9 protein-coding genes are annotated in these 12293 nt (G+C 70.5%); 3 read left to right on the top strand and 6 right to left on the bottom strand.

Features of this window, described 5'->3' with window-relative positions:
- Positions 1 to 58: 58 nt before the first annotated feature.
- A complete protein-coding gene (locus OG230_RS17445) occupies positions 59 to 1636 on the top strand; it encodes a VWA domain-containing protein (protein WP_328911156.1) in 1578 nt (525 codons plus the stop codon).
- Between the two features lie 176 nt (positions 1637 to 1812).
- Entirely contained in the window at positions 1813 to 3426 is a 1614-nt protein-coding gene (gene metG / locus OG230_RS17450; RefSeq protein ID WP_328911157.1) for a methionine--tRNA ligase, read from the top strand.
- Positions 3427 to 3499: 73 nt separating this feature from the next.
- Here the strand turns inward: metG and OG230_RS17455 are convergent, their stop codons facing one another.
- From OG230_RS17455 to aspS, 3 genes are all read right to left on the bottom strand, one after another.
- Positions 3500 to 4255: a L,D-transpeptidase family protein gene (locus tag OG230_RS17455; RefSeq protein ID WP_328911158.1), complete on the bottom strand. Its 756-nt coding sequence runs from the start codon at positions 4253 to 4255 to the stop codon at positions 3500 to 3502.
- Positions 4256 to 4367: 112 nt separating this feature from the next.
- A complete protein-coding gene (locus OG230_RS17460) occupies positions 4368 to 5297 on the bottom strand; it encodes an intradiol ring-cleavage dioxygenase (RefSeq protein ID WP_328911159.1) in 930 nt (309 codons plus the stop codon).
- A gap of 148 nt (positions 5298 to 5445) precedes the next feature.
- Positions 5446 to 7263, bottom strand: a complete 1818-nt coding sequence (gene aspS, locus OG230_RS17465) for an aspartate--tRNA ligase (protein ID WP_328911160.1) — start codon at positions 7261 to 7263, stop codon at positions 5446 to 5448.
- 200 nt (positions 7264 to 7463) lie between these two features.
- Here aspS and OG230_RS17470 point away from each other — a divergent pair, with 200 nt between their 5' ends.
- On the top strand, positions 7464 to 9563 hold the full coding sequence (locus tag OG230_RS17470) for an ATP-binding SpoIIE family protein phosphatase (protein ID WP_328911161.1): 2100 nt from the start codon (positions 7464 to 7466) through the stop codon (positions 9561 to 9563).
- A 15-nt stretch (positions 9564 to 9578) separates the two neighbouring features.
- Here OG230_RS17470 and OG230_RS17475 read toward each other — a convergent pair whose 3' ends face one another.
- From OG230_RS17475 to OG230_RS17485, 3 genes are all read right to left on the bottom strand, one after another.
- Positions 9579 to 10652, bottom strand: a complete 1074-nt coding sequence (locus OG230_RS17475; protein WP_328911162.1) for an AI-2E family transporter — start codon at positions 10650 to 10652, stop codon at positions 9579 to 9581.
- 94 nt (positions 10653 to 10746) lie between these two features.
- Positions 10747 to 11703, bottom strand: coding sequence for a pirin family protein (locus OG230_RS17480; protein WP_328911163.1), 957 nt, complete (start codon positions 11701 to 11703; stop codon positions 10747 to 10749).
- 142 nt (positions 11704 to 11845) lie between these two features.
- Complete coding sequence (locus OG230_RS17485; RefSeq protein WP_328911164.1) at positions 11846 to 12286, bottom strand: SseB family protein; 441 nt, start codon at positions 12284 to 12286, stop codon at positions 11846 to 11848.
- Positions 12287 to 12293 lie beyond the last annotated feature (7 nt).

Raw genomic sequence — 12293 nt, forward strand, 5'->3', positions numbered from 1 at the left:
GATCAATTTCCGCAGGTCGGACATTTACCGCACCCAACTCACGCGAAAGGCTTGGCCCATGGGCATTCGGAGCTTGCTGCGCAAGGTGTTCGGCCGCACGGAGCAGGACGAGTCGGCAACGGCCACCGTCCCGCCCCAGGCCGAGCGCACCCAGCCCACGGAGCCGGAGCCGGAGACGATTTCGGCGGCCGAGCCCGCACCGGCCGTGAAGGCGTCGGTGCCCGCCCCGGCCACCTCCTCTCCCTCCACCTCCCCCTCGACCACCTCCTCCACTTCTTCCGCCTCTTCCGCCTCTTCCGCATCGGCGACCACGCCTGCCGCGCGGTCCGGCGAGCACGAGAACGGACCGGCCTCGGACCTGGTGGCGGCTGCCTTCGACAAGGCCGCCGCAGCTTCGTCGTCCGCCCCGGCCGCCACGCCGACCGTCCCGGCCCAGGGCTCCGCCCCGGACACGAAGCCGGCCCCGAAGACGGAGGCCGCACCCGAGCCGGTCGTCGAAGCGGAGGCCGCACCCGAGGCAGCGGCCGAGCCCGTCGTCGAAGCGGAGGTCACGCCCGAGGCCGCGCCCGAGCCGGTCGTCGCCGCGAGCGAGCCCGAGCCGGAGGCGCAGGCAGAAACCGAGTCGGAGCCGGCACCGATCAGCATCGACCTGGACCCGGAACCGGAACCTGCCGTGACCCCGGCTGCCGAGGCCGAGACGGCACCGGAGCCGACCCAGGAGGCAGCCCCCGAGCCCGCCGCCGAGCCGGTGGCGGAAGCCGCCGCGCCGGTGATCGAGCCCGTGGACGCCGCGATCCCGCCGGCCGTCGAAGAGCCCGCAGCCCCGGCGCCCGCAGCCGCGGAACCCGTAGTCGCCGCCGAGCCCGTCGTCGCCGCGGAACCCGCCGCCGAGGTCACTGAGGCCCCTGAGGCCCCTGAGGCCCCCGAGACCACCGAGGCCCCCGCCAAGCCCGCCGTCGCCCTCGCCCGGGTCAAGTCCCGTGCACCCGAGCTCGTCGCCCCGTACAAGGCGGCGCAGGCCGGGCTCAAGGAGCACGGGCTGACCGGGCTCCGCGCCACCGTGTACCTGGTGCTCGACCGCTCCGGCTCGATGCGCCCGTTCTACAAGGACGGCAGCGCCCAGCACCTGGGCGACCGCACTCTGGCCCTCGCCGCGCATCTGGACGAGACCGCCACCGTGCCCGTCGTCTTCTTCTCGACCGACATCGACGGCACCGGGGCGATCGACCTCACCGCCCACGAGGGCCGGATCGACGAGCTGCACGCCGGGCTCGGCCGCCTGGGACGCACCAACTACCACCGGGCCGTCGAGGAGATCGTCTCCCACTACGAGAAGTCGGGCGCCGCCGGTCCCGCCCTCGTGATCTTCCAGACGGACGGTCCGCCGGACGCCAAGCAGGCCGCCAGGCAGGCGCTGGCCGAGGCGGCAAAGCTGCCGCTGTTCTTCCAGTTCGTCGCCTTCGGTGACGAGGACGCGAAGGGCTTCGACTTCCTGCGCAGGCTCGACGTCGAGAACGCCGCGTTCTTCCACGCGGGCCCGGCGCCGCGGGAGGTCCCGGACGCCACGTTCTACCGGGAGATCCTGTCCGCGCTCCCCGCCTGGGCCGCCGCACGCGAGGCCGTCACCGGCAGCTGATCGGCGGATTCCACCCGCACACGCAGTCACGGCGGTGCCCGGCCCAGCGGCCGGGTACCGCCGTCGCCGTATCGGCACGCTTCCTAATAGAACACGCGCTCGAACAACAGGCGGGCGGTGCCCTGCCGCGTTTATCCGTGCGAGGGGATCCCCCGAGGGCCGTTAGGATTTCGACCATGGCGGCCACTGGATCCGAGAAGCAGGGGGCGAACGACGTGAAGTCCTTTTACGTATCGACCCCCATTTACTACGTCAACGACGCTCCTCACCTGGGCCACGCCTACACGACCGTCGCAGGCGACGTGCTCACTCGCTGGCACCGCCAGCGGGGCGAGAAGGTGTGGTACCTCACCGGCACGGACGAGCACGGTCAGAAGATCATGCGCACGGCCGAGGCGAACAACGTCACCCCGCAGGCTTGGTGCGACAAGCTCGTCGAGGAGGCGTGGAAGCCCCTCTGGGAGCACCTGAACATCGCGAACGACGACTTCATCCGTACGACGGAGAAGCGGCACACCGACCGTGTGCAGGAGTTCGTGCAGGACCTGTACGACAAGGACCAGATCTACAAGGGCGGGTACGAAGGCCCGTACTGCGTGGGCTGCGAGGAGTACAAGCTCCCCGGCGACCTGATCGAGTCCGAGGACGGCACGAAGCTGTGCCCGATCCACAAGAAGCCGGTGGAGCTCCTCAAGGAGGAGAACTACTTCTTCAAGCTGAGCGAGTACGGCCCGAAGCTGCTGGAGTTCTACGCGAACAACCCCGGCTTCATCCAGCCCGAGTCGGCCCGCAACGAGGTTGTGAACTTCGTCCGGCAGGGCCTGCAGGACCTGTCGATCTCACGCTCGACCTTCGACTGGGGCGTCCCGGTGCCGTGGGACGAGAAGCACGTCATCTACGTCTGGGTCGACGCACTGCTCAATTACGCGACGGCGGTCGGCTACGGCGCCAACCAGGAGAAGTTCGACGCGACGTTCCCGGCCGATGTGCACCTGATCGGCAAGGACATCCTCCGCTTCCACTCGGTCATCTGGCCCGCGATGCTGATGGCGCAGGGTCTGCCGCTGCCCGGCAAGGTCGTGGCCAACGGCTGGCTGATGGTCGGCGGCGAGAAGATGTCGAAGTCGAACCTGACCGGCATCAAGCCGCAGGACCTGACCTCGCACTTCGGCGTGGACGCGTACCGCTGGTACTTCCTGCGCGCCATCGCGTACGGCAACGACGGCTCGTTCTCCTGGGAGGACTTCTCCGCCCGCTACACCTCCGAGCTCGCCAACGACTACGGCAACCTGGCCTCGCGCCTCGCCGCCATGGTCGGCAAGTACTTCGGCGGGGCGCTCCCGGAGGCCACAGCCGCGGGTGAGGCCGAGAAGGCGGTCCAGGACGGTCTCGCGAAGGCCGTCGCCACGGCCGACCGGAAGATCGGCGAGGAAGTGGACTTCCAGGCCGGCATCCTGGCGATCTTCGACTTCGTGAAGCAGGTCAACGGCTACATCACCGAGCAGGAGCCCTGGAAGGTCGCCAAGGACGAGTCGCCCGAGGGCCAGGCCCGCCTCGCGACGATCCTGTACACCGCCGCCGAGGCGCTGCGCGGTGTGGCCGTCCTGCTGAACTCCGTGATGCCGGACACCTCGCAGAAGCTGTGGGAGTCCCTGGGCGCCGAGGAGTCCCTGGGCGCGCTGGCCGACCAGCGCGTGCAGGACGCGGGCACCTGGGGCCTGCTGCCCGCGGGTGCGACGGTGACGAAGGGCGCGGTGCTGTTCCCGCGTCTGGAGGAGAAGCCCGCGTAGCCGACGCCACGCGACGACAGAGGGCCGGGACCGCGCGACGCGGTCCCGGCCCTCTCGTTCTCCGCCGTGCGGCTCACTGCCGCAGCGACTCCGCGTCCCCCATCACGATCACCGGCTTGCTCACCGGGTCGAGGGCGAGAAGCAGTTCCTTCATCCGGGCCTCGGGAAGCGAGACGCAGCCCTGGGTCGGGCCGCCGTGGTCCACATGGAGCCAGATTCCGCCGCCCCGCTCCTCGCCGAGCGGACGCTCCCGGTCCAGGGGGGTGACGCCGGGCGTGCGGTTGTAGTCGATGGCGACGACGTAGTCGAAGGACCCTTCGAGCGGCTCCCCGAAGAAGCCCTCACCGCTCATCGCGAAACGCGGATGCTCGTCGTACGGGAGCCGCGCGCCCGGGTCGGGGAGCAGCCCGCCCGCGTCGGAGAGGGTGAAGGCACCGATCGGCGACCTGAGGTCGCCCGCCACGTGGTAGTCGGTCCAGCCCTCCAGACCGTTGTGGGCCGGCCACGGTCCGGCCGCCGGCCGCCAGCCCTTGACGGGGTCACGGGTGTAGAGGACGACGGTCGACTGGTTGGAGTCGACGGCATCGCCGGTGACGACGACCGCCTGCCGCGCGGTGGCCGGGACCGTCGCCCGGGTGCGCGGGCCGAGTGCCGGGATCTCCACGGGCCGGGGCGCCTTCGTGCGCCCGGCAGCGGGCATGGACTGGGGGCCCGCCGCGCCGCTGGGTGCGGGGGATGCCGGCGGTGCGGGGGCCTCCGTGGAGCAGCCGGTGAGCGCGAGGAGGACCAGGGCGACGAGGGTGGCGTACGGACGGCGGGAAGCGGACACGGCGAGGGCTCCTGAGTAGGTCGGCTGACGCAGTCTCAGAGCGCAGTCTTCGCCCGGCCCGCCCCTGACGCACCCTCAGCCGGGCCATCCGGCTGCACACGTCACCCGCATGTCAGATCCCGGTGCCGTCGTTCGTCTCGTCCGGGTCGACGCCCATGGTGATCGAACCGATGACGCCGCGCGCGATGCGCCCCTTGCCGTAGGTGAGTTTCAGCAGGCCGCCCGTGACCCCGCTCTGGTCGTAGATGGTGTCCTCGGTGAGGGTGGTGCGGGTGGTGGTGCTCGTCGAGTACGGCGCCACCTTCGCCGAGTCGAGCACGGCGCGCTCCGAGAAGAAGAACTGCCCGGTGTGGCAGGTGTGTCCGCCCTCGTACCCGGCGTCGGTCATCTTCCCGCCGACGTGCGCCTTGGTGTGGACGTGGACGGCGCGGCCCTGGTACCAGCCGGGGAAGACCGTCTTGAACTCCACGTAGCCGTGCTTGTCGGTGAGTTGTGTGCCCCGCAGGTAGCGCTTGTCGTCGGTGGGCTCGCTGTGGCCGCCGCCTCCGCCGGGTCCGCCGCCGCCGGGCTCCCCGGTCGGGGGCGTGCCGGTGGGGGTGCCGGTGGGGGTGCCGCTCGGCGGGGTGCCGCCGCCACCGGGGCCGCCGGGACCGCCGCCGCTCATGCTCTCGTAACCGGAGTAGAGCCCGAGGGCGTCGCAGTGCCAGATGTCGACGGCTGCCTGCTTGAGCGGTTTACAGGTGTCGGAGTCTATGACCTTCAGACGGAGGGTCATGGGGATGCCCTCCCTGTCCTCCGTGATGTCCCGGCGGATCTTGTCGGCGTCGATGTAGTACGGCCCCTCGGTGGTCTCCGAGGTCAGCCGGTAGCACGCCTCCTTCTGCCCGGCCGTCTCCTTCGCCGTGGCGCCGGTCTCATCGGCCGAGGCGTTCGCGACGACCCCGGCTCCGATCCCGGCTGCGGCCACGGCAGCACCGCCGGCGAGTATGACCCGACGACGCGTCAGGTCCTTCTTGTGTGCGGGTCCCTGAATTTCTGTCATGGGCGTGAGGCTAGGCAGCCGAGCTGGCAAGGACATGAGCGCGCGCTGTGTGTTCCTGTGCGTCGGCCCGTTACACCGGACGCGGAACAGCCCCCGGCCTGGCGACCGGGGGCTGTTTCACGTGGAACCGAAGCGGAACCGCTGACGCTTACTTCGCGCCGGTGTCCCTCGCCACGGAGTCCTTGGCCTCCGCCTTCTCCTTCACCGACGCGACCGGCTTGCGGAGCTGGATGTTCAGCTCACGCAGTCGGGTCTCGTCCAGCTCGGACGGCGCGCCCATCATCAGGTCCTGGGCGTTGCCGTTGAGCGGGAAGGCGATCGTCTCGCGGATGTTGGGCTCGTCGGCGAGCAGCATCACGATGCGGTCGACGCCCGGGGCGATGCCACCGTGCGGCGGGGCGCCGAGGCGGAACGCGCGCAGCATGCCCGCGAACTCCCGCTCGACGGTCTCGGCCTCGTAGCCGGCGATCTCGAACGCCTTGATCATGACGTCGGGCTCGTGGTTACGGATGGCGCCGGAGGACAGCTCGATGCCGTTGCAGACGATGTCGTACTGCCACGCCAGGATGTCGAGCGGGTCCTTCTCCTCCAGGTCCTTCATGCCGCCCTGGGGCATGGAGAACGGGTTGTGCGAGAAGTCGATCTTGCCGGTGTCCGCGTCCTTCTCGTACATCGGGAAGTCGACGATCCAGCAGAAGCGGAAGACGCCCTCCTCGAAGTGGCCGGAGCGCTTGGCGGCCTCGACGCGGACGACGGACATGATCTTGGAGACCTCGTCGAACTCGCCCGCGCCGAAGAAGACGGCGTGACCCGGGACGAGGGACAGACGCTCGGTGAGGGTCTTGATGTCCGTCTCGGTGAGGAACTTGGCGATCGGGCCGGCCAGCGTGCCGTCCTCGCCGACGCGGACCCAGGCGAGGCCCTTGGCGCCGTGCTCGACCGCGTACGCACCGAGGCCGTCGAAGAACTTCCGGGACTGGCCCGCGGTGTCCGGGACCGGCAGCGCGCGGACGTGCTTGCCGGCGAATGCCTTGAACTCCGAGTCCGCGAAGACGTCGGAGATGTCGACGAGCTCCAGCTGGGCCCGGAGGTCCGGCTTGTCGTTGCCGTACTTCAGCATCGACTCGCGGAACGGGATGCGCGGGAACGGCGAGGTGACGTGGCGGCCGTTGCCGAACTCCTCGAAGAGCTCGGTCATCAGCTTCTCGATCGGCTGGAAGACGTCTTCCTGCTCGACGAACGACATCTCGACGTCGAGCTGGTAGAACTCGCCCGGCGAACGGTCCGCGCGGGCGTCCTCGTCGCGGAAGCACGGCGCGATCTGGAAGTAGCGGTCGAAGCCGGAGATCATCAGCAGCTGCTTGAACTGCTGGGGGGCCTGCGGCAGCGCGTAGAACTTGCCGGGGTTCAGCCGGGACGGGACCACGAAGTCGCGGGCGCCCTCGGGGGAGGTCGCGGCGAGGATCGGGGTCGCCATCTCGTTGAAGCCGAGGGCCACCATCTTGGAGCGGATGGCGGCGATGACCGACGAGCGCAGCATGATGTTGCGGTGCATGCGCTCGCGGCGCAGGTCGAGGAAGCGGTACTCCAGGCGCCGCTCCTCGTTGACGCCGTCCTCGGCGTTGATCGTGAAGGGCAGCGGCGCGGCCTCGCCCAGGACCTCGACCTCGGTGACCTCGATCTCGATGTCACCGGTCGGGAGCTCCGGGTTGACGTTGTCGGCTCCGCGCGCGGAGACCTTGCCGTCGATCCGGACGACGGTCTCCTTGGTCAGCTTCGACAGTGCCTCGTTGCCGGGGGTGCCGGGGCGGGCGACGAGCTGCACCAGACCGTAGTGGTCGCGCAGATCGATGAAGAGGATGCCACCCAGGTCTCGGCGATTGTGCAGCCAGCCGCTCAGCCGGACGTCGGTGCCGACGTCAGAGGCGCGGAGCTCGCCGCAGGTGTGGGACCTGTACCGATGCATCGTCGTTCATCCAGTCTTAGCGGTTCGGGGTGGATTCAGCTTCCCCAGGCTACCGCCCGCATCCGTACCGCAGCATTGTCATTGTCGTTATCCGATCTTCCGGGACACATCGGGCGCGGGACCGGGGCGGCGCACGGGGCGGGCGGCGCCCCCGCCTCCCTCGGTGGCGTTCGGTGCTCACATCTTCATAAAGTGGGGCAATGCGCACCGAGGAAATCCTGGCCGCGATCGCGACCGGTCTGTGGCGCTGGGACAACGAAGCCGGAACGGTCACGCTCGACGCGGAGGCCGCCCGGCTCCTCGGCCTTCCCGCCGAGCCCGGCGTCTTCCGGGAGAACGTGGTGCGCTCCCGCTTCCACCCGGTCGACTGGAACGAGATCTACGGGGTCGTGAACCTCGCGGTCGCCGAGGGCACCCTGGCCGAGGCCCGGCTGCGGATCGTGGACGAGCGGGGCTACGTGCTCCGCATCGTCCGCAGCCGCTCGAAGCCGGTCATGCGCCCCGGGGGAGGTACCGAGGGCTATGTGCTGACGGGAACGCTCCAGGAGGTCGCCGAGCCGCAGCCGGACTCCACCGCCGAGCACACCGCCATCACCGGGGACTGGCGCCGCTCCCGCGAGGCGTTCCTGCTGGACGCGGGCCGGGCACTGGCCGAGGCCCGGTCCACCGAGGAGGTCCTGCGGGTCGCCGCGTCCCTCTCCATGCCCGGCTTTTCCCCGGACGGGCTGGCCGTCTTCGGCGTGGCGGGAGAGCGGCTGACCATCATCGGGCACCACGGGCACAACGTGGGCGACGAGGACCCGTTCGCCGACATGCCGCTGGACACCGACTACCCGGCCGCCGAGGTCGTACGGACGGGGCGGGCGATCTATCTCCCCTCGCCGGACGAGTACCGGCGGCGCTTCTCCGCCACCTGGCCGCTCGCCCGCCGCTTCGGGCGCCGCTCCTGGGCCTTCCTGCCGCTCGTCTCCTCGGGCCACACGATGGGCGCCTGGATGGCCGGGTTCCGGCACCCCGTGTCCTTCTCGCCGGACGAGCGCGCCGTACTGACGACGGTCGCCCGGATGCTCGCCCAGGCGCTGGACCGGGCCGGGGCCGCCGAGACCGAACGCGAGCTGTCGCTCGGCCTCCAGCGCTCGATGATGCCGTCGCTCGGCCCGGACATCCCCGGGATGTCGGTGGCCGCGCGCTACATCCCGACCGGCGGCGGCCTCCAGGTGGGTGGCGACTGGTACGACATGATCCCGCTCCCCAGCGGCCGTATCGCGCTCGTCATCGGCGACGTCCAGGGCCATGACGTACGGGCCGCCGGACTCATGGGCCAGCTGCGGATCGCGCTGCGCGCCTACGCCTCGGAGGGGCACCGCCCCGACGCGGTGCTCTCCCGGGCCTCGCGCTTCCTGGCCGGGCTCTCCGAGGGGTACGAGGGCGTGGACGGCGAAGAGCCCGCCGCACGCTTCGCGACCTGCCTGTACGCGGAGGCCGACCCGGAGACCGGCACCCTGGACATCGCCAGGGCGGGCCACCCGGATCCGGTGGTGATCAGCGTCGACGGCACCGCGGTGATCCGGCAGACCGCGGGAGGGCTGCCGCTCGGCATCGAGGCGGACTCGGACTATCCGACGACCCGGGTCACCCTGGAGCCAGGGGAAACGATCATGCTGTGCACCGACGGGCTCATCGAGACCGGCGGGCACGACATGGCCACCGGCTGGGAACGGCTCAGGCCGGTCCTGGAGGAGCCGGCCGACGACCTGGAGAAGCTCGCCGACGCCCTCGTACAGGCCGTGCACGGCCCGACGTCCCACTACACGACCGGACCGCTGGTGGACCGGCGGGAGGACGACATCGCGGTCCTGGTGCTCCGCCGTCAGGGCCCCACGACCCGGCAGGCGCCCCCGCGCCGCACCGCCATGACCATCGCCCAGGCCGAGCCCGAACGGATCGCGGCGGCCCGCCAGCAGCTGCGCGAGCTGCTGCACGACTGGGCGGATCCGGACCAGGTCGACTCGGCGGTGCTGATGCTCTCCGAGATGGCCACCAACGTGCTGGTCCACACCGACGGCGACGCGCTGATGGTCGCGGAGGTGAGCGGGGAGCGGGGGGAACGCAGGCTGCACGTCGAGGTCGCCGACGGCAGCGACGAGCTGCCGCACAAGCGGAGGCCCGGCGAGATGGCGTCCAGCGGGCGGGGGCTCGTCCTGATGGAGATGCTGGCCCATGCCTGGGGAGTGGACCCCCGGGGCGAGGGGAAGTCGATCTGGTTCGAGCTGTTCGAGAGGGTGACGGAGCAGAGCTGAGCGGGACCCGCGGGCTCAGCCGCCGGGCGGGCCCTCTTCGGGCTCCGGGTGGCCGTAGCCCTGCCGGAGCTCCCCGATCACTCCGAACACCGCCGCGCACAGCGGTACGGCGAGCAGCATGCCCAGGACGCCCGCGACGCTGGCACCCGCGGTCAGGGCGATCATGATCATGGCGGGGTGCATCTGGACCGTACGGCTCTGGATCATCGGCTGAAGGATGTGGCCCTCCAGCAACTGGACCGCCAGCACCATCCCCAGGGCCCAGAGGGCGATGACGAGCCCGCGGTCGACGAGCGCGACCAGGACGGCGACGGCGCCGGAGATGACCGCGCCGAGATACGGGATGTAGGCGCCGACGAGGACCAGCGCCCCCAGGCCCACCGCCCCGGGCACGCGGAGGATCAGCAGCCCCACCGTGATGCACACGGCGTCGATCAGCGCGATGAACGTGGTGCCCCGCATGAACCCCTCGACGGCCTCGAAGGCCCGCCGCCCCATGGCCTCCACCAGGTCGCCCGTACCGCGCGGGGCGATGGTGTGGGCGAGTTTCGCGGCCCGGTCGGAGTCGCGCAGGAAGAAGAAGGTGAGCAGCAGGGTCAGGATGCCGGTCGTGGCGAGGGAGCCGAGCAGGCTGATCCCGCTGAGCAGGCCGCCGGCTGCGCTGGCCCCGAACTTCTCGACGAGGTTCTTGGCGTTGTCGGCGAGGTCGTCCACGTTCGCGCCGTCCGCGATACCGAAGTGGTCGATGATCCACTGGCCCGCGTCCTTGAGCGAGTCCACGATCTGGCCGCCGGTGTCGACGAGGGCCGTGACGACGATGTACCCGGCGCCACCGACCACGGCGACGAGCACACAGCAGGTGAGTCCGGCGGCCACGGAACGGCTCACCTTGCGGGCGATCAGCCAGCGGTGGACGGGGCCGAGCAGCGCCGTACCCAGCAGCGCGAGCATGACCGGCGTGACGGCCGTCTTGAGCACGATGGACAGCCAGACGACCACTGCGGCGACACCGGCGACGAGGAGGACGACGACGCACCAGGCGGCCGTACGGCGCGCATTGTCGGGCAGGAGGGGCTTCTGGGTCTGCACCCTCCCACCCGATCACGGCACGGATGCGCGAGCCCGCCCGCGCGGGCGTACGGGTGACGTTCCGTCACCCGTGGCCCGGCGGGCGGACGGGGTGTCACATTCCGTGGACGGCGGGCACGGTGCCGAGCCGGCCGGCCTGGAAGTCCTCGAACGCCTGCTTCAGTTCGGCCTGGGTGTTCATCACGAACGGTCCGTAGTGCGCCATCGGCTCACGGATCGGACGGCCGCCGAGCAGGACGACCTCCAGGTCGGGAGTGTTGCCGTCCTGCGCCTCGTCCGCGCGGACGGTCAGCGAGGAGCCGCTGCCGAAGACGGCGGTCTGTCCCTTGTGGACGGGCCTGCGCTCCGTACCGACCGTGCCGCGTCCGGCCAGCACGTACGCGAGTCCGTTGAAGTCCTCGCGCCACGGCAGGGTCACCTCGGCGCCGGGGCGGACGGTGGCGTGGACCATCGTGATCGGGGTGTGGGTGATTCCGGGGCCCTCGTGCCCGTCGAGCTCACCGGCGATGACGCGGAGCAGCGCGCCGCCGTCCGGGGACGCGAGGAGCTGGACCTGGCCGCCGCGGATGTCCTGGTAGCGGGGGGCCATCATCTTGTCGGACTTGGGGAGGTTCACCCACAGCTGGAGGCCGTGGAAGAGCCCGCCCGACATGACCAGGGACTCCGGCGGGGCCTCGATGTGCAGCAGCCCGGAGCCGGCTGTCATCCACTGGGTGTCACCGTTCTCGATGGTGCCGCCGCCACCGTTGCTGTCCTGGTGGACGAAGGTGCCGTCGATCAGATAGGTGACGGTCTCGAAGCCGCGGTGCGGGTGCCAGGGAGTCCCCTTCGGCTCACCGGCCGCGTACTCCACCTCACCCATCTGGTCCATCATGATGAACGGGTCGAGGTGCTTGTAGTTGATGCCCGCGAACGCGCGGCGCACCGGGAAGCCCTCCCCCTCGAAACCGGTGGGCGCGGTGGTGACGGCCAGCACGGGACGTGCCACGGCGTCACCCGCAGCCGCGACCTTGGGCAGGCTCAGCGGGTTTTCGACGGTCACTGCGGGCATGGGAAGCCACCTCCGGGATTGTCCTGATTTCAATTTAGTTGAATGGTGAACATCCTGCAAGGGGGGATGCATTCCCGCCCGTGCCCGGGCAGCAGAAAGGGCCCGTACCCCAGGGGTACAGGCCCGTCGGGACGGCCGCACGTCAGCCGTACATGCGGCGCATCGCGAAGTCGACCATCTGCTCCACGGCCTTGGCGTCGAAGACCATGCGGTGATCGCCCTCCATGTCGAGGACGAAGCCGTAGCCGGTGGGCAGCAGGTCGATCACCTCGGCCCCGGTGATCACGAAGTACTTGGACTCCTTGCCCGCGTACAGCCGCAGCTCCTTGAGCGTGGTGAACATGGGAATCACCGGCTGCTGGGTGTTGTGCAGGGCCAGGAAGCCCGGATTGTCGCCGCGCGGGCAGTAGACCTTCGAGGTCGCGAAGATCTGCTGGAAGTCCTCCGCGGCCAGCGAGCCCGTGGTGAAGGCCCGGACCGCGTCCGCCAGGGACGGCGGCGAGGGTTCGGGATACAGCGGCTGCTCGCCGTAGCCGCCGCCCATCTGCTGCTGCGCGCCCGGGGTCTGGTCATAGCCGTACATGCCGCAA

It is taken from the genome of Streptomyces sp. NBC_00234, from assembly GCF_036195325.1.
Classification (GTDB): Bacteria; Actinomycetota; Actinomycetes; order Streptomycetales; family Streptomycetaceae; genus Streptomyces.

Coding starts and splice junctions, on each gene's coding strand:
- OG230_RS17470 (WP_328911161.1), top strand. CDS start 7,464: ATGCGCACCGAGGAAATCCTGGCCGCGATCGCGACCGGTCTGTGGCGC.
- metG (WP_328911157.1), top strand. CDS start 1,813: ATGGCGGCCACTGGATCCGAGAAGCAGGGGGCGAACGACGTGAAGTCC.
- OG230_RS17445 (WP_328911156.1), top strand. CDS start 59: ATGGGCATTCGGAGCTTGCTGCGCAAGGTGTTCGGCCGCACGGAGCAG.
- aspS (WP_328911160.1), bottom strand. CDS start 7,263: ATGCATCGGTACAGGTCCCACACCTGCGGCGAGCTCCGCGCCTCTGAC.
- OG230_RS17460 (WP_328911159.1), bottom strand. CDS start 5,297: ATGACAGAAATTCAGGGACCCGCACACAAGAAGGACCTGACGCGTCGT.
- OG230_RS17485 (WP_328911164.1), bottom strand. CDS start 12,286: ATGTACGGCTATGACCAGACCCCGGGCGCGCAGCAGCAGATGGGCGGC.
- OG230_RS17480 (WP_328911163.1), bottom strand. CDS start 11,703: ATGCCCGCAGTGACCGTCGAAAACCCGCTGAGCCTGCCCAAGGTCGCG.